This window comes from Sphingomonas sp. TREG-RG-20F-R18-01 (assembly GCF_022662475.1).
GTDB lineage: Bacteria > Pseudomonadota > Alphaproteobacteria > Sphingomonadales > Sphingomonadaceae > Sphingomonas.
The window spans coordinates 495,408-520,838 of sequence record NZ_JAKNQQ010000002.1; the positions used below are offsets into that span (position 1 = coordinate 495,408).

The 25,431-nt window shown below is 68.2% G+C and carries 25 protein-coding genes and 1 tRNA gene; 14 read left to right on the plus strand and 12 right to left on the minus strand.

Annotated features, from left to right (window positions below):
• Positions 1-156 precede the first annotated feature (156 nt).
• Positions 157-912, plus strand: a complete 756-nt coding sequence (locus L8K25_RS07840) for a sulfite exporter TauE/SafE family protein (protein ID WP_242138329.1) — start codon at positions 157-159, stop codon at positions 910-912.
• Here L8K25_RS07840 and L8K25_RS07845 read toward each other — a convergent pair.
• The 3 genes from L8K25_RS07845 to L8K25_RS07855 are packed head-to-tail and all read right to left on the minus strand — an operon-like array spanning position 903 to position 3,011.
• A complete protein-coding gene (locus L8K25_RS07845; RefSeq protein ID WP_242138330.1) occupies positions 903-1,232 on the minus strand; it encodes a cytochrome C nitrite reductase in 330 nt (109 codons plus the stop codon). The two genes, L8K25_RS07840 and L8K25_RS07845, sit on opposite strands and share 10 nt — an antisense overlap.
• Positions 1,229-2,428: a molybdopterin-dependent oxidoreductase gene (locus L8K25_RS07850; RefSeq protein ID WP_242138331.1), complete on the minus strand. Its 1,200-nt coding sequence runs from the start codon at positions 2,426-2,428 to the stop codon at positions 1,229-1,231. The genes L8K25_RS07845 and L8K25_RS07850 overlap by 4 nt, the downstream gene beginning before the upstream one ends.
• On the minus strand, positions 2,421-3,011 hold the full coding sequence (locus L8K25_RS07855) for an NADPH-dependent FMN reductase (protein ID WP_242138332.1): 591 nt from the start codon (positions 3,009-3,011) through the stop codon (positions 2,421-2,423). The genes L8K25_RS07850 and L8K25_RS07855 overlap by 8 nt, the downstream gene beginning before the upstream one ends.
• A gap of 223 nt (positions 3,012-3,234) precedes the next feature.
• Between L8K25_RS07855 and L8K25_RS07860 the strand changes: the two genes are divergently transcribed.
• Both L8K25_RS07860 and era read left to right on the plus strand, forming a co-directional pair.
• Positions 3,235-5,367 (plus strand): PBP1A family penicillin-binding protein, encoded by a 2,133-nt coding sequence (locus tag L8K25_RS07860; protein WP_242138333.1) that lies wholly within the window; start codon positions 3,235-3,237, stop codon positions 5,365-5,367.
• 219 nt (positions 5,368-5,586) lie between these two features.
• Positions 5,587-6,483: a GTPase Era gene (gene era, locus L8K25_RS07865; RefSeq protein WP_242138334.1), complete on the plus strand. Its 897-nt coding sequence runs from the start codon at positions 5,587-5,589 to the stop codon at positions 6,481-6,483.
• 352 nt (positions 6,484-6,835) lie between these two features.
• On the opposite strand, the gene L8K25_RS07870 is transcribed toward era, so the two are convergent.
• Complete coding sequence (locus L8K25_RS07870; protein WP_242138335.1) at positions 6,836-7,534, minus strand: NAD-dependent deacylase; 699 nt, start codon at positions 7,532-7,534, stop codon at positions 6,836-6,838.
• A gap of 58 nt (positions 7,535-7,592) precedes the next feature.
• Here L8K25_RS07870 and dapB point away from each other — a divergent pair, with 58 nt between their 5' ends.
• The 4 genes from dapB to L8K25_RS07890 all read left to right on the plus strand — a co-directional run bounded on the left by dapB (position 7,593) and on the right by L8K25_RS07890 (position 9,492).
• Positions 7,593-8,321 (plus strand): 4-hydroxy-tetrahydrodipicolinate reductase, encoded by a 729-nt coding sequence (gene dapB / locus L8K25_RS07875; protein WP_242138336.1) that lies wholly within the window; start codon positions 7,593-7,595, stop codon positions 8,319-8,321.
• On the plus strand, positions 8,318-8,989 hold the full coding sequence (gene nth, locus L8K25_RS07880; RefSeq protein WP_242138337.1) for an endonuclease III: 672 nt from the start codon (positions 8,318-8,320) through the stop codon (positions 8,987-8,989). The genes dapB and nth overlap by 4 nt, the downstream gene beginning before the upstream one ends.
• Before the next feature lie 4 nt (positions 8,990-8,993).
• Positions 8,994-9,359: a hypothetical protein gene (locus L8K25_RS07885; protein ID WP_242138338.1), complete on the plus strand. Its 366-nt coding sequence runs from the start codon at positions 8,994-8,996 to the stop codon at positions 9,357-9,359.
• 56 nt (positions 9,360-9,415) lie between these two features.
• Positions 9,416-9,492: transfer RNA gene (locus L8K25_RS07890), tRNA-Arg, on the plus strand.
• Positions 9,493-9,561: 69 nt separating this feature from the next.
• Here the strand turns inward: L8K25_RS07890 and L8K25_RS07895 are convergent.
• Entirely contained in the window at positions 9,562-10,173 is a 612-nt protein-coding gene (locus L8K25_RS07895; protein WP_242138339.1) for a TetR/AcrR family transcriptional regulator, read from the minus strand.
• An 81-nt stretch (positions 10,174-10,254) separates the two neighbouring features.
• On the opposite strand from L8K25_RS07895, the gene L8K25_RS07900 reads away from it, so the two are divergent.
• Entirely contained in the window at positions 10,255-11,364 is a 1,110-nt protein-coding gene (locus L8K25_RS07900; RefSeq protein WP_242138340.1) for an aldo/keto reductase, read from the plus strand.
• A gap of 52 nt (positions 11,365-11,416) precedes the next feature.
• Positions 11,417-12,196 carry a Coq4 family protein gene (locus L8K25_RS07905; protein WP_242138341.1) on the plus strand — a complete coding sequence of 260 codons (780 nt, stop codon included), beginning with the start codon at positions 11,417-11,419 and terminating at the stop codon, positions 12,194-12,196.
• Positions 12,197-12,301: 105 nt separating this feature from the next.
• Here the strand turns inward: L8K25_RS07905 and L8K25_RS07910 are convergent, their stop codons facing one another.
• A complete protein-coding gene (locus L8K25_RS07910) occupies positions 12,302-12,868 on the minus strand; it encodes a carboxymuconolactone decarboxylase family protein (protein ID WP_242138342.1) in 567 nt (188 codons plus the stop codon).
• Between the two features lie 110 nt (positions 12,869-12,978).
• Between L8K25_RS07910 and recF the strand changes: the two genes are divergently transcribed.
• The 4 genes from recF (at position 12,979) to L8K25_RS07930 (ending at position 18,264) form a co-directional block, all read left to right on the plus strand.
• Complete coding sequence (gene recF, locus L8K25_RS07915; protein ID WP_242138343.1) at positions 12,979-14,037, plus strand: DNA replication/repair protein RecF; 1,059 nt, start codon at positions 12,979-12,981, stop codon at positions 14,035-14,037.
• A gap of 85 nt (positions 14,038-14,122) precedes the next feature.
• Positions 14,123-14,908 carry an OmpA family protein gene (locus L8K25_RS07920; RefSeq protein ID WP_242138344.1) on the plus strand — a complete coding sequence of 262 codons (786 nt, stop codon included), beginning with the start codon at positions 14,123-14,125 and terminating at the stop codon, positions 14,906-14,908.
• A gap of 343 nt (positions 14,909-15,251) precedes the next feature.
• Positions 15,252-17,771: a DNA topoisomerase (ATP-hydrolyzing) subunit B gene (gene gyrB, locus L8K25_RS07925; RefSeq protein WP_242138345.1), complete on the plus strand. Its 2,520-nt coding sequence runs from the start codon at positions 15,252-15,254 to the stop codon at positions 17,769-17,771.
• 103 nt (positions 17,772-17,874) lie between these two features.
• The gene (locus L8K25_RS07930; protein ID WP_242138346.1) at positions 17,875-18,264 is read left to right on the plus strand and encodes a hypothetical protein; all 390 of its coding nucleotides are present in this window, start codon (positions 17,875-17,877) and stop codon (positions 18,262-18,264) included.
• Between the two features lie 175 nt (positions 18,265-18,439).
• On the opposite strand, the gene L8K25_RS07935 is transcribed toward L8K25_RS07930, so the two are convergent.
• Positions 18,440-19,393 carry a DUF808 domain-containing protein gene (locus tag L8K25_RS07935; protein ID WP_242138347.1) on the minus strand — a complete coding sequence of 318 codons (954 nt, stop codon included), beginning with the start codon at positions 19,391-19,393 and terminating at the stop codon, positions 18,440-18,442.
• Positions 19,394-19,593: 200 nt separating this feature from the next.
• On the opposite strand from L8K25_RS07935, the gene L8K25_RS07940 reads away from it, so the two are divergent.
• On the plus strand, positions 19,594-20,367 hold the full coding sequence (locus tag L8K25_RS07940; protein ID WP_242138348.1) for a methyltransferase: 774 nt from the start codon (positions 19,594-19,596) through the stop codon (positions 20,365-20,367).
• A 32-nt stretch (positions 20,368-20,399) separates the two neighbouring features.
• Here L8K25_RS07940 and L8K25_RS07945 read toward each other — a convergent pair whose 3' ends face one another.
• The 5 genes from L8K25_RS07945 to L8K25_RS07965 form a co-directional block, all read right to left on the minus strand.
• Positions 20,400-21,989 (minus strand): methyl-accepting chemotaxis protein, encoded by a 1,590-nt coding sequence (locus tag L8K25_RS07945; protein WP_242138349.1) that lies wholly within the window; start codon positions 21,987-21,989, stop codon positions 20,400-20,402.
• A complete protein-coding gene (locus L8K25_RS07950; protein WP_242138350.1) occupies positions 21,986-22,306 on the minus strand; it encodes a hypothetical protein in 321 nt (106 codons plus the stop codon). Before L8K25_RS07950 ends, L8K25_RS07945 begins: the two co-directional genes overlap by 4 nt.
• Positions 22,307-22,389: 83 nt before the next feature.
• The gene (locus L8K25_RS07955) at positions 22,390-23,442 is read right to left on the minus strand and encodes a response regulator (protein WP_242138351.1); all 1,053 of its coding nucleotides are present in this window, start codon (positions 23,440-23,442) and stop codon (positions 22,390-22,392) included.
• Positions 23,439-23,888, minus strand: coding sequence for a response regulator (locus L8K25_RS07960; RefSeq protein WP_242138352.1), 450 nt, complete (start codon positions 23,886-23,888; stop codon positions 23,439-23,441). The genes L8K25_RS07955 and L8K25_RS07960 overlap by 4 nt, the downstream gene beginning before the upstream one ends.
• Positions 23,885-25,411, minus strand: a complete 1,527-nt coding sequence (locus L8K25_RS07965; RefSeq protein ID WP_242138353.1) for a sensor histidine kinase — start codon at positions 25,409-25,411, stop codon at positions 23,885-23,887. Before L8K25_RS07965 ends, L8K25_RS07960 begins: the two co-directional genes overlap by 4 nt.
• Positions 25,412-25,431 lie beyond the last annotated feature (20 nt).

The window sequence follows — 25,431 nt, forward strand, 5'->3', positions numbered from 1 at the left end:
TGCCGGTTTCCCTGCGGCCCCGGCCTTCGCCGGGGTGACGGCGGGCGGTTCGCTTCGACGCCTCACGCGTCAGTCGGCCCGCGTAGCTTGCCTCAATCCGGCCCCTGCGCCACATGCCGTCCGACGCATCATTCAGCACGGCAGGACGGAGTAACAGTGACCCTGACGACAATCGGCCTGTCCGCGGGCGCGGGCATCCTCGGCGGCGCGATGAACGCGCTGGCGGGCGGGGGCACGTTCGCGACGCTGCCCGCGCTCATCGCGCTCGGGCTGCCCGCCAATACCGCCAATGCCACCTCGAACGTTGCGCTGTTGCCGGGCGCGGCGACGAGCAGCTGGGCGTTTCGCAAGGAGCTTCAGCCGGTCGGCGGGGTCGATGTCCGGTTGCTCGGCGCGATCACCTTCGTCGGCGGGCTGGCGGGGAGTGCGCTGCTCGTCGTCACGCCGACGCGCGCGTTCGACCTGATCATCCCGTGGCTGCTGCTGTTCGCGTTCGTCGTGATCGCGTTCGGCAAGCAGGCCGCGGACGCGCTCCACAGCCGCGTCGCGATCGGGCCGCGGACGCTGATCGCGGCGCAGACGTTGCTCGGCGTGTATGGCGGCTATTTCGGCGGCGGGGTCGGGTTGATGACGACCGCGATCTACGGGTTGCTTGCGGGGGTTTCCCCGCGCGCGCTGTTCGCGCCGCGTACGCTGATGCTCGCGCTCGCCAATGCCGCCGCCGCGATCGTGTTCATCGCGGCCGGGCTGGTCGCGTGGGCGGCGGCGGTGCCGATGCTGGTCGGCGCGGTCTTCGGCGGGTGGATCGGCGCGATCGTCGGCAAGCGGCTGTCCCCCGGGCTGGTGCGCGGGTGGACGCTGCTCGTCACCGCCGCGACGACGATCGTGTTCTTCGCGCGCGCCTATTTCTGATTGGGCAAAGTAAGCAGCGCGGCGAGGATCTTCGGGTCGTCCTTCGGGTCGATCGATGCCTTGTAGGCGGTGCGCATCTTGCCGATCTCGGTCGTCCAGGTCTTGGCGTCGAGCTTCGGCTGGGTGAGCAACTGCTCGGCCGAATGGCAGGCGGTGCAGTTGGTCGTCAGGATCTCCGCGCTGGCGGGGAGCGTCGCGGTCTCGGGCGGGAGCGTGATCGACTGCGAGGTCAGCGCGATCGCTGCGGGTGCGGGGGTTGCCTCGGGCGTACGCTGGCACGCGCCGAGCAGCAGCAGCGCGACGAGCGGCGCGCGCGTCATGCCACCACCACGCGCGCGGTTTCGATGCTGCTGCGCATATAGCCTCCGGGGTTCCAGATCGGCGTGGCCTTCTGGCCAGCGCCGCGCGTATTGACGGTGCGCACCGCGATCTCGTGTGATCCGCGCGGCAGGCCCGCCAGCGGCATCGCCCAGCGGCGGAAGCTGTAGGGGCCGTGGTCTGGACCGAGCTGCGCCGCCTTCCAGCTTTGCCCGCCGTCGACCGACACCTCGACCTTCGCGACACCCGCGTCGCCGCCCAGCGCGATCCCGCGCGCCTGCTGCGGCGTGGTGCGGGTGAAGAAGGCACGCGGCGGCATCCGGCCGATCGGGACGGTCGCGAAATCCTTCGCGCCGGGCTGCACGCCCGCGTCGGCGGTCGCGGGGATGCGATACGCCTTTTCCATCCAATAGCCGGTGTCGGGCGCGGTCAGCAGCTCGATCGAATCGAGCGCCTTGATCCAGTAGGTCGAATAATAGCCCGGGACGATCAGCCGCAGCGGGAAGCCGTTGAGCAGCGGAAGCGCCGCGCCGTTCATCCCGTAGGCGACGATCACCTCGTCGGTCCGCGCGTGATCGAGCGCGAGCGATTTGGCGAAATGCGGTGCCTCGCCCGGGGCCTGATCGAGCCCGGACAGCTTCACCTGCACCACGCCCGGTGCGACACCCGCGCGGTCGAGCAGGTCGCGCAGCCGCACGCCGGTCCAGCGCGCATTGCCCATCGCGCCATTGCCCCATTGCGCGCCCGGCACGCGCGGGGCGAACAGCCCGCGCGAATTGCCCGAACACTGGTTGACCGCAGCCACCTCGACCCTCGGCATCGCCTGGATGTCAGTCAGCGAGAGCGCGGTCGCGCGCTTGACCGCGCCGCCGATCCTGAGCCGGAACGCCGCCGCATCGACCGACAGCGGAATGTCGGCATAATGCCAGCGGACGTAGAACCGGTCGTTCGGGGTGAACGGATCGTCGCCGAGCGCGCCGTCGAACGCCGCCATCGGGGTTTCGAGTAGCGGCGCGCGGCTGCGTTGCAGGACCATCCCTTTCTTGCCGGGGAAGGCATCGCTCAGCGGGCGCTGGCCGGTACCGTCCGACAGGCCGAGATCGACCATCGCCTGCGCCCACAGCGGTGCGCTCGCCAGCGCGCCGACGCCGAGGCCCCCGAGCGCGAGCGCGGCGCGGCGATCGATGCGCTCAGCCATGCTGGATCGCCACCGGCACGAACCGCGCGACCTGCTTGCCGACCAGCGAGAGCTGCTCGATCACCGCGGCATCGCTCGCGCCGCCGTCCTCGTCGAACTTGGTCAGCTGCGTATTGACCGCGGCGGCGAACGGCGTCGGCCAGCCGCGCAAGGCGTGGACGATCGAGCGCAATGCCGCGATCGTGCTGCCGGTCGCCTGCCAGCCATAGGCGGTCGCGATCAGCCCGACCGGCATGTCCGCGAGATACGGGCGATGCGGGTCGCGCGCGGTCTCCTCGAGCAGGTCGAGCGCGTTCTTGACCACGCCCGAGATGCTGCCGTGATAGCCCGGCGAGGCGATGATGACGGCGGATGCCTGGCGGATCGTGTCGACGAATTCCGTCTCGTCTGGCGTGCGCGTCGTCGCCTTCGGGTCGTAGAGCGGGAGCCGCGCCATGTCCGCGCCGCCGAACATGCGCGTGCGGAAGCCCTCGCGCCCCGCCGCGTCGAGCGCGATCCGCAGCGCGCGTTCGGTCGAGGAAATGCCACCGATCGTCCCGCCGATCCCGACGACGAGGGGCTGATCGGATACGGGTTCGGCCATCGGGGCAAGGCTTTCGGCTGGGTCCGAGCGGACCGGGAGCGCGCTCATTAGCCCGGCAAGGGGTTTGCCTCAATGCCCCTGGCTGCCGTGGTGCAGGCAGGCACGCAACATTGCTCGCGTGAAACCGCGGGGCCTGCTAAAAGCGCGCGATGCTGTTCCCCTGCTTGCGCGATCTGTCATACGCAGATAACACACTCGTTCGTCCTGTCGGGATCTGCTGAGCATGCGCCCTTATCCGTTCGACGCCGATCCGGCTTCCTCGCGCGCTGGCCCGCTCGAACTGAAGAACGGCGTCCCCCCGCCCGAACGCTATCTGCGCGAGACGCCGTTCGAGCCGGACGAGGACGATTATCCGCGCCCGCCCCGCCAGCGGCGGCGGATCAACTGGCTGCGCTGGATCATGCGCGGGCTCGGCGTGGGAATCGTGCTGTTCGTGCTCGCGGTGGCATGGCTCGCGGTAACCGCGCCGCTGTCCAAGTCGCTCCAGCCGCCGACGCCGCCGAGCGTCACGCTGCTCGCGGACGACGGCACGCCGATCGCGCGGCGCGGGGCGATCGTCGGCGCGTCGGTCGATGCCGCCGAGCTGCCGAAGAACGTCACCAACGCCTTCCTCGCGATCGAGGACCGGCGTTTCCGATCGCATTGGGGGATCGACCCGCAGGGCATCGCGCGCGCGTTCGTGCATAATCTGACCTCGCGCGGGCGTGACCAGGGCGGCAGCACGATCACGCAGCAGCTCGCCAAGAACGCCTTCCTCGATTCGGACCGGACCGCCGCGCGGAAGATCCGCGAAGTGCTGATCGCCTTCTGGCTGGAGGCGTGGCTGACCAAGGACCAGATCCTGTCGCGCTATCTGTCGACGGTCTATTTCGGCGACAATACCTACGGCCTGCGCGCCGCCGCGAAACATTATTTCGGGCGAGCCCCGGAGAATCTGTCGATTGCGCAGAGTGCGATGCTCGCGGGGCTGGTGAAGGCGCCGTCCAAGCTCGCGCCGACGGTCAATCTGGCGGGTGCGCGTGCGCGCGGCGCGCTGGTGGTTCAGGCGATGGTCCAGGCGGGGTTCCTCGACAAGGCGACCGCGGCGGGCGTCCGTCCCGCGCGGCTCGCGGCCGACCGGATCGCGCCCTTGCCCAACGGCACCTATTTCGCGGACTGGGTCCTCCCCGCCGCGCGCGACCAGGCGGGCGAACTCACCGCCGAGAGCAAGGTCCGCACCACGCTCGACCGTCGGTTGCAGCGCGCCGCCGAACGCTCGGTCAAGCGCGCCGGACTGCGGCAGGCACAGGTCGCGCTGGTCGCGATGCGGCCGGATGGCCGCGTCGTCGCGATGGTCGGCGGCAAATCCTATGCCGACAGCCCGTTCAACCGCGCGACCCAGGCGCTGCGGCAGCCAGGATCGGCGTTCAAGCTGTTCGTCTATCTCGCGGCGATGCGCCACGGAATGACCCCGGATTCGATCATCGACGACAAGCCGATCACGATCGCCAACTGGAGCCCGAAGAATGCGGACGGGCGCTATCTTGGCCCGATCACGCTGCGGCAGGCGTTCGCGCGCTCGTCCAACGTCGCGGCGGCGCGAATCACGCAGGAAGTGGGGGTCGCCAACGTCATCAAGGCGGCGCGGGATCTCGGCGTGACGACCCCGATCCCGAACGAGGCGACGATCGCGCTCGGCACCGCGAGCATGTCGTTGCTCGAACTGACGCAGGCCTATGCCGCGATCGCCGCCGAGCAATATCCGGTGCGCGCGCGCGGGCTCGAAGATGCGCCGTCGCGCGGGGTGTTCGCGACGCTGACCGATCGCCCACATGCGCTGTCGGGGACGATCCGCGACGAGATGCTCGACCTGTTGTCGGCGTCGGCGGAGACGGGAACGGGGCGCGCGGCGGCGTTGTCGGTCAAGACCTATGGCAAGACCGGGACGACGCAGGACAGCCGCGATGCGCTGTTCGTCGGTTTCGCCAACGGGCTGGTCGTCGGCGTGTGGGTCGGCAATGACGACAATACGCCCAACGCCGGGTTGTCGGGCGGCGGCGTGCCCGCGCGGGTGTGGAGCGACTTCATGCAGCAGGCGCTCGGCGTCGGGCGCGCGGTGGTGCCCGAGGCGGTGACCGAGGATGTCGATCCCGATGCCAACGGCTTTGGCGAGACGATCGAGAACTTCCTCGACCCCGAGAACATCCCGCCGGTCGAGGGGGAAATTCCTGGCGTCGGGCGGGTCCGGCTGCGCGACGGGCGGCTCGATTTCGAACCGACCCGCGACGGGCGGCGCGACGACGAGCGCGACCGCCGCCGCCGCGACGACCCCGAGGATCGCGCACCGCAGCGCGACGGCTATGAGGACGAGCAATAGCGGGTGGCTGGCGCGGGGGTGCGGTTTTGGGTACACGCACCTCAAAATCAGGAGCGCTTCCCCGGCGAAGGCCGGGGCCCAGTAGCGAAGGTGGTTGCAACGAAGCACTGCGCTCGCGACCATTCGGCGCGCTACTGGGCCCCGGCCTTCGCCGGGGAAGCGCCGTGATGCGTGCATTCATTTTATCGGCGTGACGCCGCGTTGTTCCAAGGATACCCCATGACCGATCAGAAATGCGGCCTCGTCGCCGTCCTCGGCGCCCCCAATGCGGGCAAGTCGACGCTCGTCAACGCGCTCGTCGGGCAGAAGGTCGCGATCGTCAGCCCCAAGGCACAGACCACGCGCGTCCGGCTGATGGGCGTCGCGATCGAGGGCGACACGCAGCTGCTGCTGGTCGACACCCCCGGCATCTTCGAGCCCAAGCGCCGGCTCGACCGTGCGATGGTGCAGGCGGCATGGGGCGGCGCGGAAGGCGCGGACGTGCTCGCGCTGGTGGTCGACGCCAAGGGCGGGCTGCCGAGCAAGGTGATCGAGATCGCCGAGGCGATCAAGGATCGCGGCGAACCCAAGTACCTCATCCTCAACAAGGTCGATCTTGCGGACAAGACCAAGCTGCTGCTCCACGCCGAGCGATTGAACGCGCTGGTGCCGTTCGACGAGATCTTCTTTGTCAGCGCCTCGACCGGCGACGGCCTGCCCGAGCTCAAGGCGCATCTCGCGGCGCGGATGCCGGTCGAGCCGTGGCATTTCCCCGAGGACCAGGTCTCCGACGCGACCGAGCGTAGCCTCGCTTCCGAAGTGACGCGCGAGCAACTCTATCTCCAGCTTCACGCCGAGCTGCCCTACGCCTCGACGATCGAGACCGAGCAGTATCTCGAACGCGAGGACGGGTCGGTCGAGGTCCACCAGCAGATCCTGGTCGAGCGCCCGACCCAGCGCGCGATCGTGCTCGGCAAGGGCGGCGCGCGGATCAAGGAAATCGGTGCCCGCGCGCGCGCGGAACTGAGCGGGATCATGGGGCGGCCGGTGCATCTGTACCTGCACGTCAAGGTTCGTCCGGGCTGGGACGACGAGCGCGATATCTATCGCGACATGGGGCTCGACTGGGTGGAGTGAGCGCGGGCAGGCGCGCTTTGCCTCGCCACTTTACTTCCCCTCTACTTCCCCCCCCCTTTACTTCCCCCCCCCCTTTCACTTCCCCGGCGAAGGCCGGGGCCCAGTAGCGGAGCGGACGAAGGCCGGGCGATGCGCCTCGTTCCCCCGGACATCACGACTGGGCCCCGGCCTTCGCCGGGGAAGAAAAGGGGTTTGATACGACTGGGCCGGCCTTCGCCGGGGAAGCATCAGGGGTTTGATGCGTTGCCTCTAGCCCGTTCGTTTCGAGCGACGTCGAGAAACAACTACGCGCGCTGTGCCAGGTTTCTCGACGCCGCTCGAAACGAACGGGAGAGGGAAGTGTCGTCCTGTTTTAACCCAGCATCTCCTCGACCCATTCCGGCACCAGCACCCCCGCCGGCCCGAGCCGCGTCTCGTGGAAATACGCGCTTCCCGCCGAGCGCTCGAGATTGAGCTCGAGCGTCCGCGCGCCCGCATAGCGCGCGCCCTGGACGAACCCCGCGGCGGGGTAGACTGCGCCCGACGTACCGATCGAGACGAACAGGTCGGCCGCGCGCAAGGCCTGTTCGATCCGCTCCATCTCGTACGGCATCTCGCCAAAGAACACGATGTCGGGCCGCAGCTCCGGCGCGCCGCAGCGTCCGCACACCGACCCCGGCGGGAGCGCCCCGGTCCACCGCACGCGCGCGCCGCATGCCGCGCAAAGCGCCGACTGCAACTCGCCGTGCATGTGGAGCAACCGCGACGCCCCCGCACGCTCGTGCAGATCATCGACGTTCTGCGTCACGATCAGCAATTGCCCACGCCATTCGGCATCGAGCCGCGCGAGCGCGGCATGGGCCGGGTTGGGCGCGACGCCCGCCAGCGTGGCGCGCCGCGCATCGTAGAAACGGTGTACCAGCACCGGATCGGCGGCGAGCGCCTCGGGCGTGCACACGTCCTCGACTCGGTGGCCTTCCCACAGGCCACCTGGCCCGCGGAAGGTCGCAATACCGCTTTCGGCGGAAATCCCGGCGCCTGTCAGAACCACGATGTTTTCGGTGTCTTGCATGGTATCTCTGTACGCGAGGCCCTAGAGGCCCGGGAGGGGAATTTACGGAGTAGGCGCGATGACCGCGATCGGCATTATCGGCAGCGCGGGGCGCATGGGGCAGGCGCTGGCAGCGGCGGTGCCGGATCTGGGCGCCACGCTTGCTGGCGGGATCGACGCGGGCGGCGATCCTGCGGCCCTGGCCCATGATTCGGACGTGCTGGTGGACTTTTCGGTCCCCTCCGCGCTGGAGCGCAACCTTGCGGCCGCGCGGCTGACCGGGACGCCGATCCTGATCGGGACGACGGGCCTGAGCCCGACGCATCATGCCCTGGTCGATTCGGCGGCGGCCGAGATCGCGGTGCTCCAGACCGGTAACGTCTCGCTTGGCGTGACGTTGTTGTCCAAGCTGGTGCGCGAGGCGGCGGCGCGGCTCGGCACCGAATGGGATATCGAGATCGTCGAGATGCATCACCGGCACAAGGTCGATGCGCCTTCGGGCACCGCGCTGCTGCTGGGCGAGGCCGCGGCGGCGGGACGTGGCGCATCGCTTGCCGATTTGCGGGTATCGGATCGCGCTGGGCTGGTCGGGGCGCGCTCGGAGGGGACGATCGGTTTCGCCGCCTTGCGCGGTGGATCGGTCGCGGGCGATCATCAGGTCGTCTTCGCGGGCGATGGTGAGCGGATCGAGCTTGGCCATCGCGCCGAGAATCGCGCGATCTTCGCGCGCGGCGCGATCACCGCGGCGCTGTGGCTCGCGGGCAAGCCTGCCGGACGCTATCGGATGGAAGAGGTGCTCGGGGTTTGAAGAAGGCCGACGTCATCGACTTCTACGCGCGGCTCGCCGCCGACAACCCGCACCCCGAGACGGAACTCGCGGCAGGGAACGCGTTCCAGCTGGTCGTCGCGGTTGCGCTGTCGGCGCAATCGACCGATGTCGGGGTCAACAAGGCGACGCGGCTGCTGTTCGAGGAGGTCAAGACGCCCGAACAGATGGTCGCGCTCGGCGTGGACGGGCTCAAGACGCATATCCGGACGATCGGGCTGTTCAACACCAAGGCGAAGAACGTGATCGCCTTGTCGCAGCAGCTGATCGACGACCATGATGGCGTGGTGCCGAACGACCGCGCCGCGCTCGAACGGCTTCCCGGGGTCGGGCGCAAGACCGCCAATGTCGTGCTCAACGTCGCGTTCGGCGCGGAGAGGTTCGCGGTCGACACGCATATCTTCCGGGTCGGCAACCGCACCGGCCTCGCGCGCGGCAAGACCCCCCTCGCGGTCGAACTCAAGCTCGACAAGGCGACGCCGCAGCCGTTCCGGCTGCATGCTCATCACTGGTTAATTCTGCATGGCCGATATGTGTGCAAGGCGCGCACGCCCGAATGCTGGCGCTGCAGCGTTGCCGATCTTTGCGCGTTCAAGCCCAAGACGCCCGCGCCGCCGGTCCGCAGTGCGTCGCGTCCAGCGAAGGAATAGCATCATGCGCCGCCTGCTCGTCGTCATCGCCCTGCTCTCCGCCACCGCCGCCGCCGCCCGCGACACGATTCCGGTGGCGACTCAGGAGGGCAAGCCCGTCGATTGCATCCCGTTGACGCAGATCCGCGAAAGTCGCGTGCGCGACGACCGGACGATCGATTTCGTGATGAGCGGGCGCAAGGTCTATCGCAACACGCTGCCCTACGCGTGTCCGAGCCTCGGGTCGGAGCAGCGGTTCAGCTACGCGACGAGTCTGAGCCAGCTCTGTTCGAGCGACATCATCACGGTCTTGTACCAGACGCCCGACCTGATGCGCGGGCCGAGCTGCGGGCTCGGACAATTCCAGCCGGTCACACTGGCGGGTCGATGATTCATCGTGCATCGGGGCTGGCGTCGGCGCGCGGGCTTTGCTAGGCGATGGCTCAGGCACCCGTAGCTCAGCTGGATAGAGCGCTGCCCTCCGAAGGCAGAGGCCACTGGTTCGAATCCAGTCGGGTGCACCAACGACCCCCAATGCCATCCTTCCAGGCGATACCGTTGGCACCTGACACAGGTCGGTCAGCTGTATCGGGCTATCGCGGCCAGCCGGCCATCGCGGTGGTACCGATCCGCAACAGCTTGTCCCGCCCCGCGCCGTCCTTCGCCAGGGTAGACATGCCTTGCACTACCGCGAACACGTGCCCCGCCAGCGTGTCGGCATCGCAGTCAGCGGGCATGACCCCCGCGCGGATATCACGTTCGATCCGTTCGCGGAGCGCGCCTTCGATAGCGCGGCGGATCGCGGCGAGGTCCTCGCGAAGGGCCGCCGCATCGGCCGAACAACTCACCATCGCGCTGGCGAGCAGGCAACCCGCGGGCGTGTGCTCGCCGGTATCGCCGGTCGCCGCCGCGACGAGCAGATCGCGCGCCGCCGCGAACGCCGAAGCGGCCGTTGCGATCGTGCGGACGACCGCGTCGCGGCCGCCGAGGTAGCGATCGACTGCCTCGCGAAATAGCCGCTGCTTGTCGCCGAACGCGGCATACAGGCTGGGCGGGGTGATCCCCATCGCCCGGGTCAGGTCCGCGATCGACGTCGCCTCGAACCCGTGTTCCCAGAAGAGGTGCATCGCAGCGGTCAGTGCGGCGTCGCGGTCGAAGGCGCGCGGTCGCCCGGTGCGCCGGCGGATGGGGATCGGTTGCTCCATAGCGAGTGCTATATAAGAGTTGACCTGCCCGGACAATCCGGGGCACGACCTTCCGTATCGATCCCTATGGAAGTCCCGATCATGGCGCTCACCGATTATCGTACCCTTGGCCGTTCGGGCCTCGTGGTCAGCCCGCTGGCGCTCGGCACGATGACGTTCGGGGTCGCGCGCTGGGGAATGGAGCAGCCTGCGGCCGAAGCGGTGTTCGACGCCTATGTCGGGGCGGGTGGCAATATCGTCGATACCGCCGACGTCTATGCCAGCGGCCGCAGCGAGGAGATGCTCGGCGCGATGATCGCGGCGCGCGGTGTGCGGGACCGGATCGTGGTTGCGACCAAGGTGGGGTTCGCGGTGGGATCGGGGCCGCATGCGGGCGGCAATGGCGCACGGCACATCCATGCGGCGCTGGAGGGATCGCTGCGCCGGCTCAGGACCGATTACGTCGATCTCTACTGGATCCATGTGTGGGATTCGGTGACGCCGGCCGAGGAGCTGCTCCAGACGATGGCAAGCCTCGTCCGCGCGGGCAAGATCCGCTACTGGGGCATGTCGAACGCACCGGCCTGGTATGTCGCCAAGCTGACGACCCTTGCGGCCGTCCACGGGGTGCCCGGGCCGATCGCGCTGCAATATTTCTATTCGCTGGTCAGTCGCGAAGTGGAGGCCGAGCATCTGCCGCTCGCGCGCGACACGGGTATGGGAATGATGCCGTGGAGCCCGCTGGCCTACGGGCTGCTCACCGGAAAGTACGACCGCGCGCGCGTAGAAGCGGGAGCGCCACGCGCGGGTGGACTGCCGAGCGCTGCCGGCACCGGCGTGTCGCGCGCGGAGGGCGACCAGCGGCTGGATGGTGCGAACCCGTTTGGCGACACGCTGTTCACCGAGCGCAACTGGCGGATCGTCGATGCGCTGCGCGGGGTGGCGGAGGCGCTCGGGGAGACACCCGCGCGCGTTGCGCTGGCGTGGGTACTCGGGCGTGCGGGGGTCGATACCGCGCTGATGGGGGTGAGCCGGGTCGAACAGCTCCACGACAATATCGCGGCGACCGACCTGCGCTTGCCGCCCGAGCAGGTCGCGCTGCTCGATGCGGCGAGCAAGCCCGAGAGTGCGATGATCTATGGCCTGTTCACACCACAGGGGCGGCAGGGCGTGGTCTTTGGCGGAAGCGCGGTGGCGGCACGGCAGGATTGACATAGCGCGCTCGGGTTTTTACTAACATACTTGTCAGTAAGGAGCCGAGTCGATGGCCACGCTTCCCCCGTTCCCCGGTACCAGCGGACGGCGCGACTGGCGCACCGCGTTCGACGCGATACGCAAGCTGCTCGCGAACGGCGACGATACGACCCAGGTTTTCCGTATCATGCGCGCCCTCAACGTCGGCAATACGCCGATGAACTATGCGCGCCTGCTCTCGACCCAGCAGGGCGGCAGGCTGGCGAGCGAACAGGTCGAACTTGCCGAGCGGTTTTCGGACAGGGCGTTCGTCGCGTCGTTCGCGCCCGGCACGGTTGGCGCCGCCTATCGCGATTTCCTCGAGTCGACCGGCTATTCCGCCGACGGGCTGGTCCAGGTGAGCAAGGTGATCAGCGAGGATCAGGTCGCGCATCCCTATGCCTGGTTCGGGCGGCGGGTCCGCGACACGCACGACATCTGGCATGTGCTGACCGACTACAAGGCGAACGAATCGCTGGGCGAGGCGTGTCTCGTCGCGTTCAGCTACGCGCAGGTCGGTGGACTTGGCTGGGCCTTCATCGGCGGCGCGGCGGCACTCAAGAGCCTGAAGGTGACCCGCAACACGCTGTTCGCACGTGCGGTTTGGGAGGGGTATCGCAACGGGCGGCGTGCAAAATGGATTTCGGGCGAGGATTATCTCGCGCTGCTCGCCGAGCCTATCGATATGGCGCGCGCGCGGCTCGGAATCGCGACGCCGGTCGCCTATCTCAAGGCGCAACGCGAATTGGGGCCGGAATTGGCGTCCTATCTCAGCGAGCGGCGTGGGGAAGCGGCACAGCTTGCGGCATGATTGGCGACGGTAATCCCGGCCTCGGCCGGGATTACCGTCGCAATGCTGGACCGGCGATGACGTGGTCCAGTGGATTGCGCGACAATCCCGATATGGCACCCGGCGTCATTCTCGCTCGGGTACCGGCACGTTGAAGCCATTCAGTGTCATCGACACCAGGGCATAGAGCCCGACCAGATAGATCAGCTCGTTGGTGCCATGCTGCCCGAACGTCTCGAGCGCTAGGCGGTAGCAGGGCTCGGGCAGTACCCCGCCATTCACCAGCGCGAACGCGACGTCATAGGCGACGCCTTCTTCCGGCGACAGGTCGGTCGGCTTTATGTTGGCGCACAGTTCGGACAGTCGCTTGGCGGGCATCTGTTCCTGCTCGGCAACCGCGATATGCGCGTAGATCTCATACGCCGCGTCGAAATGCGCGCCGGTCACGAGGATCGCGATCTGGCGCGGCTCGTCCCTGAGCGTCGCCTGCGCGGTCATCGCTTTCGTCAGCGCCCACACCGCCTTGCCGATCACCGGCTCATGCAGCCACGGGTTCCATGGGCCGATCAGCGCGCCATCGGCATCCACCGTCTTGAATGCGGAGAAGCTCGACGCGATGCCTTGCTTCATGTCGTCGTACAACGGCTTCTGGTCTGGCGTCAGGTCGGCGGGGGCGATCGGTGGCAGGCGCATCGGGGTGTCCTTTGTCCGAAGGGGGTGACGGCGAAGCGGTCTGCGCGCCGTATCGTTCCTGCATCATCACGCAAATTGCGAAACGCGCGTGACAGGGTAGAGCGGTGGCAATGTTGACGCGTCTGGTCCTCACCAATTTCCGCAATCACGCCGCGCTGGCGATCGCGCCGGGCCCCGGGTTCGTGGTGCTCACCGGCGAGAATGGCGCGGGCAAGACCAACGTGCTCGAGGCGGTATCGTTGCTCGCGCCCGGGCGCGGGCTGCGGCGCGCGGGGCTGGGCGAGATGGCGCGGCAGGACGGGCCGGGCGGATTCGGGATCGCGAGCGACCTCAGCGGCGACGTCGCGCTCGCGACCGGCACGCAGGCGAGCGCGCCCGAGCGGCGGATCGTGCGGGTGCAGGGTTCTGCGGTCGCGGCGACGCAACTCGCGGAATGGCTGACCGTGCTGTGGCTCACCCCCGCGATGGACCGGCTGTTCGTCGAGCCTGCGGGCGAGCGGCGGCGGTTCCTCGACCGGCTGACGCTCGCGCTCAGCCCCGGCCATGCGGTCCACGCCAACCGCTACGAGGCCGCGATGCGCGCGCGCAACCGGCTGCTTGGCGAGGAGGGACGGCCCGACCGTGAGTGGTTGAGCGCGCTCGAGGCGCAGATGGCGGAGCATGGGAGCGCGATCGATCTCGCGCGGCGCGATACGGTCGCCGCGCTCGGCGCGCGGCTGGTCGAGCAGCCCGACGGGCCGTTCGCGCGCGCCGGGCTCGAGCTGACCGGCTGGACCGGGGCGGGAGAGACGCTCGCGGCGGACCTCGCGGCGGGCCGCGCGCGCGATGCCGCCGCGGGGCGCGCGCTGGTCGGCCCGCATCGCAGCGATCTGGCGGTGACGCATCTCGGCAAGGCGCAGGCGGCGGGGCTGTGTTCGACCGGCGAGCAGAAGGCGTTGCTGCTCGGGCTGATCCTCGCGCATGCCGATCTCGTCGCCGAGCGGACCGGGATGGCGCCGGTGCTGTTGCTCGACGAAGTCGCGGCACATCTCGATCCGGTCCGGCGCGCGGCGCTGTTCGCGCGACTTGCAGGGATCGGGCAGGTGTGGATGACCGGGACCGAGGATGCGCTGTTCGCGGACCTCGGGCGCGACGCGCTGCGTCTCACGCTGAGGCAGGTCGCCGCCTGAACCCCGGCTGTCGAGGGAACTCACCCCCGGTTCAAGCGCTCGCGCTCAAACCCCCGGCATCGGGCGGGGGCCTGGGAGTTTCACGATGACGATAATTCGCAAGTCGATCCTTACCGCCGCTGTCGCCGCCATTGCCATCGCGGGAAGCGCGATGCCCGCCGCCGCGCAGGAGCGGTGGGACTGGGGTGGTGGCCGCCCGGGCGACCGCGACTATCGCCTGATTGGCGCGGGCGTGCCGATCCTGTTCCCCGAACTGCGCGGGACCAACCGCGGGCGTGCGTTCGTCATGCGCAATTTCGACTTCAACCGCGATGGCCGGATCAATCCGCGCGAGGCGGATGCCGCCAACCGCGCGTTCGCGCAGGCCGCCGGCCCGCGCCGCGACCGGTTCGACTGGGCGTCGCGCGACCGCGTCGTCGTGGTCGAGGACCGCCGCGGACCGCCGCGCGGAGGCTGGGACCAGGGCGCGATGCGCGGCTACGGTTTCCGCCAGACCTCGCGCGGCGCGATGATGCGGCTCGACGAGGACGTGCTGTTCGCGACCGACAGCGCGGTGCTGCGCCCCGGCGCGATCGACAAGCTCAAGGGGCTGGCCGACTATCTGCGGTCGGAAGCGGGGGTGCGCGTCGCGATCGACGGCTACACCGATTCGCGCGGGACCGATGCGCACAACCAGGCGCTGTCCGAGCGCCGCGCGGATGCGGTGCGCACCGCGTTCGACCAGATGGGCGTGACTCGCGCGCGCTTCTCGGTGGTCGGGCATGGCGAGGCCAATCCGGTCGCGCCCAACGCCACGCCGCAGGGGATGCGCCAGAACCGCCGCGTCGAGGTGACGTTGCTGGGACAGCGCGCCGACCGGTTCGCGCGTTAACGCGCGCCGTCACCCCGGCGGAGGCGATGCCTCTGCCAAAGGCGCGGTCGCGGTGATATGCGACCGCGCCGCCCACAACCGCCGTCATGCTGAACTCGTTTCAGCATCCACCGTGCAGCCGGCACGGACCGGACTTGGTCCGCAGTGGACCCTGAAACAAGTTCAGGGTGACGCTGGATGGAGGTTTCGCGGAGGCCGCGGCTGCGGGGTGGCGGGGATGACGGTTGCTTCCTGGGGCTGTCCGTTGCGCGACCAACGTGGCGGCCCCGGCCGTCGGCGGGGTGATGGGGTTGCCGATGCCATTTCGCTTCCGTTTCCAGCCCTGAATCCCTATACGCTTGGCATGGCAGAAGACCCCAATACCAACGACTATGGCGCAGACTCGATCAAGGTGCTCAAGGGCCTCGACGCAGTGCGCAAACGCCCCGGCATGTATATCGGCGATACCGACGATGGCTCGGGCCTCCACCACATGGTGTTCGAAGTCTCCGACAATGCGATCGACGAGGCGCTCGCCGGGCATTGCGACCGGATCGACATCACGCTCAACGCCGACGGATCGGTCACGGTCGAGGATAACGGTCGCGGCATCCCGACCGGGATCCACACCGAGGAAGGCGTCAGCGCCGCCGAGGTGATCATGACCCAGCTCCACGCGGGGGGTAAGTTCGAGAACACTTCGAACGACAATGCGTACAAGGTCTCGGGCGGGCTCCACGGCGTCGGCGTCTCGGTCGTCAACGCATTGTCCGAGTGGCTGGATCTCACGATCTTCCGCGACGAGCAGGAGCATTACATGCGCTTCGCGTTCGGCGATGCGGTGGCCCCGCTCAAGATCGTCGGCCCCGCGCCGGGCAAGAAGGGGACGCGCGTCACCTTCTTCCCGTCGCCCGCCACGTTCAAGATCACCGAATTCGACTTCGACAAGCTCGAGCATCGCTATCGCGAGCTCGCGTTCCTCAATTCGGGCGTGCGGTTGTTCCTCAACGACGCACGGCACGAGGACGTGAAGACGATCGAGCTCTATTACGAGGGCGGGATCGCCGCGTTCGTGAAATATCTCGATCGCAACAAGGCCGCGCTGATGCCCGAGCCGGTCGCGATCAGCGGCACGCGCGACGACGTCACGATCGACGTCGCGCTCGAGTGGAACGATTCTTATTACGAGAACGTCCTCGCCTTCACCAACAACATCCCGCAGCGCGACGGCGGCACGCACATGGCGGCGTTCCGCGCGGCGATGACCCGCACCCTCAACAATTATGCCGAGAAATCCGGCATGTTGAAGAAGGAGAAGGTCAGCCTCACCGGCGACGACATGCGCGAGGGCCTCACCGCGATCGTCTCGGTCAAGCTGCCCGACCCCAAGTTCAGCAGCCAGACCAAGGACAAGCTCGTCTCGTCCGAGGTGCGCCAGCCGCTCGAATCGCTGATGGCGGACAAGCTTGCGGAATGGCTCGAGGAAAACCCGGCGCACGGCAAGGCGATCGTGCTCAAGATCATCGACGCCGCCGCGGCGCGCGAAGCCGCCAAGAAGGCGCGCGAGCTGACCCGGCGCAAGGGCGTGATGGACATCGCGTCGCTCCCGGGCAAGCTCGCGGATTGCCAGGAGCGCGATCCGGCGAAGTCCGAGCTGTTCCTGGTCGAGGGTGACTCGGCAGGCGGTTCGGCCAAGCAGGGGCGTGACCGGCATTTCCAGGCGATCTTGCCGTTGCGCGGCAAGATCCTCAACGTCGAGCGCGCACGGTTCGACCGGATGCTGTCGTCGAAGGAGATCGGCACGCTGATCCAGGCGATGGGCACCGGGATCGGACGCGACGACTTCAATGTCGAGAAGCTGCGCTACCACAAGATCGTGATCATGACCGACGCAGACGTCGATGGCGCGCATATCCGCACGCTGCTTTTGACGTTCTTCTACCGCCAGATGCCCGAGATCATCACCAAGGGGCACCTCTACATCGCGCAGCCGCCGCTGTACAAAGCGACGCGCGGGCGGTCCGAAGTGTATCTCAAGGACGACAGCGCGCTCGACGAATATCTGGTCGAGAATGGCGTCGCGAGCGTCGTGCTCGAGGGTGCGCAGGGGTCGCGATCGGGGGCGGACCTGCGGACGCTGGTCGATCATGCGCGGCGGATGCGGACGCTGATGCGCTTCGTGCCGCGGCGCTACGACCCGACGATCGTCGAGGCGCTTGCGATGGGCGGCGCGCTCGATCCGGCGCTCGACATGGACGCACGGCGCGAGCGCGTGGTGCAGGTCGTGCGCGGGCTCGACGCGGCGGATCAGGATGCACGCTGGTCGGCGACGCTTGCCGAGGACGGCGGCTTCCATGTCGAGCGCGTGTGGCGCGGCGTGACCGATCACCACATCATCGAGGCGGCGTTCCTCGGCTCGGCGGAGGCGCGCAAGCTCCACGCGCTCGCGGCGGAACAGGCCGAGGCGTTCGTCGATACAGCCCGTCTCGTGTCGAACAAGGCGGCGGCAGCGGCACAGGCGGAAGCCGATGCGGCGGCGGACGAAGCCGAGGCGACCGCGCCCGAGGGTGGCCGTGCCGGTGCGCCCGCGACGGTGAGCAAGGGCGCGACGATGGTCGCGCGCCCGTCGCAGCTGCTCGACGCGATCCTGACCGCTGGCCGCAAGGGTCTGGCGATCCAGCGCTACAAGGGGCTTGGCGAGATGAACGCGGATCAGTTGTGGGAAACCACGCTCGACCCGCAGAACCGCTCGATGCTCCGCGTCGAGGTCGACCAGGCCGATGTCGCGGACGAGATTTTCACCCGGCTGATGGGCGATGTGGTCGAACCGCGCCGCGAATTCATCCAGGAGAATGCGCTGAGCGTCGCCAATCTCGACGTCTGACGCCTCGGCGGTACGGGTCGCGCTGATCGGCGCTGCACTGCTCCTCGCGGGGTGCGGGCCGCAGCGCACCCCACCGCCGTCGCTTTTGTTCGAGGGGCTGCCGGTGCGCGGCAGCCTCGCCGATGCGCGCCGCGCGGGGTTCACCGACTGCGTCCAGCCCGATTGGGACAGCCTGCGCTGCCGACGACACGGTGTGACGGTGAAAGGCGCGGGGCCGTTCGAGGCGGCGGTCGATCTCGCAGGGCATGACGGCAGCGGCGGGTTCGACCAGCTGATCGTGTGGCACGAGGCGGACCAATATGCGGTCTACAAGATCACCGACGTGCTCGATGCGGAGCATTGGCGCAATTGCAGCACCGGCACGGGCGATCGTGGCGACCAGATCGTCTATACGCGCGCGGGTTTGCCGGTGCGGATGTCGATGGACCTGAGTTACTGGGGAAAGCGCCGGTTGCGGGTGATTCCCGATGCGGGGACGAAGCGGCCTTGCTGAGGGGGGCGGCGGAGGGATCGTCCAAGCTCTCTTCTATCTCTCCCTGCACTTCCCCGGCGAAGGCCGGGGCCCAGTAGCGAGGGCTCGAGTAAGGGAGCGCAGCGTCCGCCATGACCGGCCCGCTACTGGGCCCCGGCCTTCGCCGGGGAAGTAATTATGGGCATTGGCACTCCCCTCAATGCGCGGTCCCCTTGCCGAACAACGCCATGATCCGCGGGACGATCAGCGCGAGTATGCCCCCCGCGACCAGCCCGACCACCGCCGAAGCCAGCGCAAAGCCGAACCAATGGCCGATCCCCGGCGCGAACGACAGCAGCCCCGCGAACCACGCAGCGACCACCTCAGCGGTATGCGGGATCGTGGTGAAGTGGAACTCCTCGAGCCCGTGGACCAGGATGCCGCCGCCGACCCACAGCATCGCGACCGTCCCGATCTTCGCAATCGCGCCGAGCACGACGGGCATCGCGGCGACCATCCCGCGCCCGATCCGCTGCGTCACCGCGTTCTCGCGCTGCGCGAGATGCAGCCCGATATCGTCCATCTTCACGATCAGCCCGACGACCCCGTACACCCCCGCGGTGATCACTAACGATACCGCGATCAGCGCGGCGGCCTGGGTGACGATCGGCTGGTCGGACACTTCGGCGAGCGCGATCGCCATGATTTCGGCCGACAGGATCAGGTCGGTCCGCACCGCGCCCGCGACCTTGCTGGTCTCGAGCTGTTCGGGGCTTTGCTCGCCCGCTGCCGCCTCGTCCTCGGCAGCGTGATGCCCGAGCAGGCTCCCGAGAATCTTCTCCGCCCCCTCGAACGCGAGATAAAGCCCGCCGATCATCAGGATCGGAGTGATGATCCACGGCACGAACGCACTCAGCAGCAGCGCGGCGGGAAGCAGGAACAGCAGCTTGTTGCGGAGCGACCCCTTGGCGATCCGCCAGATGATCGGCAGTTCGCGCGCCGGGGTGAGGCCCGAGACGTATTTGGGGGTCACCGCCGCATCGTCGACCACGACACCGACCGCCTTGGACGACGCCTTCATCGATGCCGCCGCGACATCGTCGACCGAGGCCGCGGCAAGCTTTGCGATCGCCGCGACGTCGTCGAGCAGGGCGACCAGACCAGAGGGCATGCGGCGTGTCTCCGAAATTTATGAACGAAACGTCATGAACGAATGCCAGCGGGAACGGTGCGGCAGGCATATCGATCCATCTCGCTTCCGCAACGATCGCCGGGTCCGCGCGATAATTCGTCGCCAGACGGCTTGTTGGAACGCGTGCGTTATGGTGAACTGCGCAAAACCGTGACGGGCCGTTGCGGACGGGGGAGACGATGATGCGCACGATCCTGACAACCTTGGCGGCGACCGCCTTGATTTCTTCCGCTGCAGGTGCGGCGACGGTTGCGCCGGCCTCCCGGCACGCGGTCAAGGATACGCAGCGCGCGGTTGCCAAGGCGCTTGCCGATCCCGCCCGCGCCGATCAGCAAGGCGACGACGCGCGGCGCAAGGCCTCGGAGGTTCTTGCTTTCTCGGGTGTCGGGCCCGGAGACGAGGTCCTCGATTTCTTCCCGGGCTCGGGGTACTGGACGCGGATCTTCTCCGGCATCGTCGGCAAGGCCGGGCATGTCTATGCGATCTGGCCAGCCGCCGCCGCCAGATTCGCCGAGAAGGCCGTCCCCGCGCTGGAGGCTCGGCATCTCTCCAATACCTCGCTGACCGTGATGTCCGGCGCGGGCGTGCGCGCCTCGGAGCCGGTCGACCTGTTCTGGACCGTCCAGAATTATCACGACGTCAACAACGTGCCCGGTGGCGAGGCGACGCTCGATGCGTTCAACAGGCAGGTCTTCGCCGCGCTCAAGCCGGGGGGTACCTATATCGTGATCGATCATGCGGATGCGCCGGGCAGCGGATTGGCCGGCACCTCGACCAAGCACCGGATCGATCCCGCGGCGGTCAAGGCCGAAGTCGTCAAGGCCGGGTTCGTGTTCGATGGGGAAAGCGACGTGTTGCGCAATCCTGCCGACGACCACAGCGCCGCCGTCTTCGACTCGGCGATCCGCGGCAAGACCGACCAGTTCGTCTATCGCTTCCGCAAGCCGCGCTGAGCGGCGGCGATCCGCGACAGCAGGTCTGGCGGCTAGGCGGCAACCGCCTCTTCGGCTTGCAGGAACGAAACGAAGCGATCGGTCGAGCGGAGCAGGTCACGGGCGCTGACGGCCAGTTCGCCCGCGCTTCTGCTCACGTCGGCGGAGAGCGACGACGCCGTTCCCCCGGCACGCGCGACGTTGGCAATACGCCGTTCGACCTCGTCCGCGGTGGAGGCGGCCCGTGCGGCACCCGCGTCGACGTCCTGCGCGGTCAGCCGTTGCTCGGCGACCGCCGTCGCAATTCCCGACGCCGCGAGCGATACCTGCCCGATCGCGCCGTTGACGCTGCGCAGCTTTTCGCTGGTGTCGGCCACGCCCTCCCGGATGCCCGATATCAGGCTGCCGATCCGGTCGCTTGCCCGGGTGGTGTCTGCCGATAGCGTCTTGACCTCCCCCGCAACGACGGCAAAGCCGCGCCCGGCATCGCCGGCGCGTGCCGCCTCGATCGTCGCGTTGAGCGCGAGCAGGTTGGTCTGCGCGGCGATCTTCCGGATGTCGGCGAGGAAGCCTTCGATCTGAACGGCATGTTCCTCCAGCATGGCGACCGTCTGGACGCTCCGCTTGGCCTCGCTGCTCGCCGTTTCGGTCAGCGCCGATTGGCGGTCGGCGGCGATCGCAATCGTCTGGACCGATTCGGACAGCGTACGGATCGTCGCGGCGACCTGCGCGATATCCTGCGCGGCCTGCCCGGCCCCGACGGCGACCTCGTCCGCCTCGCGCGTCGTGCTGCCGGTAATGCGCTCCAGCTGGACCGCGCCCTGTTCGAGCCGTTCGGTCGCCTCGCCGATCGCCTTGATCACCGATGTGACCGAGCGCTCGAATTCGTTGGCGATCGCGATCAGCTCGCCCCGCCGCGATTGCGCGAGTCGATCCGCCTGGGTCTCCCGCTCGTGACGCTCGCGCGCTGCGTCCGCCTCGGCATGTCGCGCCTGCTGCATCGCCAGCTCGGTCTGCCGCTGCCCCGCCTCGGCAGCCTCGGTCAGGTCCTGCGACCGTCGCAGTGCCGCCTCCTGTTCCTTGAACAGGCGCTCCAGCTGTACCATCAACAGCACCAGCACGCTGCATTGCAGGCCGACCGCAACGACGTGGAACAGGATCCGCCCGATATTCCCGCTTCCCGAAAAGACCCATTCCGGCGCCAGGCCTTCCAGCGCGACATGATGCACCGCGGTCAGCCCCGTCGCCAGCACGATCGGACGCCAGTCGGCCAGCATGACGAGCGCGGCCATGCCGACGAAGAAATACATGTGGGCATCCATCTGCCAGGGATGCCCTTTCAGCAGAAACACGAGCATGGCGGGTACGATCGTGGCGGTCGTCCCCATGACCGTGCGCGCTTCGGCATCGTGGCGCCCCGACAGCGCCATGGCCGTCGGCGCGATATTGACCAAGGCTCCGATGCCGAGCAGCGCCCACCCCGCGCCGGCGTGAAGGAGCGCATTGCCCAACAGCAGCAGCCCGAGCGAAACCCAGCCGAGCAACGCCCAAAGCTGGACCCCGCGGCGGCGCAGCGTGTCCAGTGGTGGGAGATGCGATTGTGGCGCAAACAGAGGGGCGATCATCGGAACCAGGCGAGTCATGCCGACGCCCCGAACAGGCGATCGTCCCCGCACCCCGAGGATGGCGCCGCGATCAACAGGACGTTCCAGGCGCGGAGTTTGCGCGTGATGCGCGCCCGGTCTCCCAGCACCACGAGCGATCCCGGAAGCGGCCCCGTTCCCACAAGCATGGCCCCGCTGGAGCGCGCGAGCGTGACCAGCGTTCCGGCATTCCCCTGCATCAAGGGAACCAGCAACATCGCTCCCGAAACCGGGGGCCACAGTGCCATCGCCAGAAGCGCGAGCACGCCGAGCGTCACCTGGAGTGATACCGTTATCGAAAGGGAAGGGCGTCGCATGACGATCGGTCTAGGCAGGACCGGTTAACGGCCAGTAACTCATGGATCGACCGCGACTAAGCCTTTAGTAGCAAACCGCTGGACTAATCGAGCGCAGCCCTAAGGCTTGCGCGAACGCCCGTCCCGACGGAGTCGTACTCGACGATCGTCTGCAGGCTCTGCGCCATCGCGCGGATCAGCTTGGTCCCGACCCCGGTTCCCTGTGGAGAGGCGTCTGCCGCCATGCCGATGCCGTCATCCTCGACCGATAGCTTGAAATGCGCGTCGCCATCCCCGCTGAGGACCACGCGGACTTCGCCCCCGCCCATGGGATACGCATATTTGCACGCATTACTGACGAGCTCGGTGACGATCACGCCGAGCGACACCGCGCGATCGGTCGCAAGCCGGATCGGTTCGGCGAACAGCGAGAGCGTGCGCGGGGCGGTCGGGGTCGACCAGGTCTCGCCCAGTTCATCGACCAGCGCTTTGAGATATTCGCGCATGTCGACCTGCTCGACGTCGTTGCTGGTGTAGAGCCGGCGGTGGACCTGCGCGATCGCGGCGATGCGGCGCTGCGTATCCTCGAGCGCGAGGCGCGCGCCATCGTCCTGCAACGCGGCCGACTGCATCCGCACCATCGCGGAGACGATCTGCAGGCTGTTCGCGACACGGTGGTTGACCTCGCGCAGCAGCGCCTCGAGCCGGGCGTTGCTCGCGCGGAGCTGGTCCTCGGCGGCGGTCTTGTCGCGTTCGAGCGCGGCGCGTTCGAGCACCTGCGCGAAGGCGCTGGCGAGCAGGTCGAAGAAGTCGCTGCCGACCGTCTTGACGACATAGTCCGACGCGCCCGCCTTGAGCGCGGCGACCGCGATCCGGCCTTCCTCCGACCCCGTGACATAGACAACGGGCGGTGCGTCCGGGAGCTGGCGGATCGCGTCGAGCGTCTCGATCCCGTCCATCCCGGGCATGTAATGGTCGACCGCGATCAGGTCGAAGTGCCGCTCACGCGCAAGCGCGAGCCCCTCGGCGCCGCCCTCGGCGACGGTGACGGCAAACCCGAGCCGCGTCAGCGCGCGCGCCGCGAGCCGCCGCAGCCCCGCGTCGTCGTCGATATAGAGGACCGCTGGCCCGGTCGCCTGAACCGGCTGTTCGATCACCCGTGGCCCTCGGCGTCGGGGACCTGGATCACCGACAGGAAGAGGCCGAGCTGGCGGATCGCCTGCGCGAAGCTTTCGTAATTGACCGGCTTGGTGATGTAGACGTTGCAGCCGAGATCGTAGCAGCGCTGGATCTCGACCTTGTCGTCGGTGGTCGTCAGCACGACTACGGGCGTGCGCTTGAGCGGACCGTCCGAGCCCTTGATCTTCGCGAGAATGTCGGTGCCGCCCATGTCGGGCAGGTTGAGATCGAGCAGCACGAGCGCGGGGCCGCCTTGCGCCGGGCCCTTGTCGGCGTTGAAGAGATATTCGAGCGCGCTGGTGCCGTCGGTGAAATGCTGGATCTCGTTGAGGATTCCTGCGCGGCGGATGTTCTTCTCGATCAGCCGTGCGTGCCCCTCGTCATCCTCGATCATGATGATGCTGACGGTCTGGTGGTCGGTCATCGCTGGCTTCCTCGGGTATCGGTCTTGGGTTCGGCGTACAGTGCCGGAAGCGTCAAATGGAACGTCGCGCCGCGTCCGAGTTCGGACGTGACGTCGATCACCCCGCCAAGCCGATACGCCAAGGCGCGGACATGCGCGAGTCCGATCCCTTCGCCCGGCTGGTCCTGCGTGCCCGAACGGCGGAACAGGTCGAACACGCGCGCGTGATCGGCGGGCGCGATGCCGCGGCCATTGTCCTCGATCTCATAGCGGATCCGCTTCCCCTCCCGGCGCCCGCGCACGACGATCCGGCCGGGGCGCTTGGGATCTAGGTATTTGACCGCATTCTCGATCAGGTTGGAAAAGATCTGCTCGACCGCAACCCGGTCGCTGACGAGGTCGGGAAGCGGGCGCTCGACCGTCAGCGTCGCGCCGCGCTGCTCCATCTGCTGCGTCAGGCTCGCGCCGATCCCGTCGATCAGCGTCGCCAGATCGAGTGGCTCCGCGGAAATGACGCGGCGGCCCTGGCGCGACAGCTTGAGGATCGCGTTGATCAGCCGGTCCATCTTCTGCGTCGAGGTGCGGATGAAGCGGATCGCCTCGGGGAGGTCCTCGCGCGCGGCGAGACGTGCGTCCTCGCTGACGATCTCGGGGGCCTTCTCCTCGGCGCGGTCGATCAGGTCGGTGATCGCGCCGGTCGCTGCCTCGAGCTCGGCGGTGAAGCCCATCACGTTGACCAGCGGGCTGCGCAGGTCGTGGCTGACGATATAGGCGAAGCGCTGGATTTCCTCGTTCGCGCGGCTGAGGTCGGCGGTGCGTTCCTCGACCTGGTTCTCGAGCGTGTCGGCGAAGTCGCGCAGCGTATCGCGTGAGGTCGCGAGTTCGCGGGTGTAGCGCAGCACCGTCACCAGCGTGACGAGCGCGACCAGCGCCAGCAGCAGCCCGGCAAGCGCGAGCGTGATGTAGAAGAGCCGGACGCTGTTCTGTTGCGCGGCGTCGCGGATCTTGAGCAGCCGCTGTTCCTCGGCGACCATCCGGTCCGCCAGCGCGCGGACAGTGCGCATCCGTCGCGCGCTCGTCTCGGCCTCGAACTGCGCGACCGCCGCCTTGCGGTCGCCGCGCGCGGCGAGCGCGATTGTGCGTTCGCGCTGCGCGGCGAGATCGGCAGTCTGGACGCGCAACGCAGCGACATTGGCCTGTTGGCGGGGGTTGTCGGCGGTCAGCGTGGCGATCCGGTTGATCGCGCGGGGAAGCTCGGTCATCGCGGCGCGATAGGTCGCCAGATAGATCGAATCGTCGGTTAGCAGAAAGCCGCGCCGCGCGGTTTCCCCCTGCTCGATCGCAATCCGCGCGCGGTCGATCGACAGCTCGACCTCATAGGTGTGGTTGACGTCGCGGGTGTGACGCTCGTTCTGGTCGGTCGACCAGGCCGCAGCGATCCCGGCGGCGACCAGTAGCAGGAATCCAAGTGACATACAGGCCACCAGGAACCGGCCCATACGGCCTTCGCTGATGCCAAACCCCTGGACTAACCGCTTGTACATGCAGTGTCCTTACGCAGCAG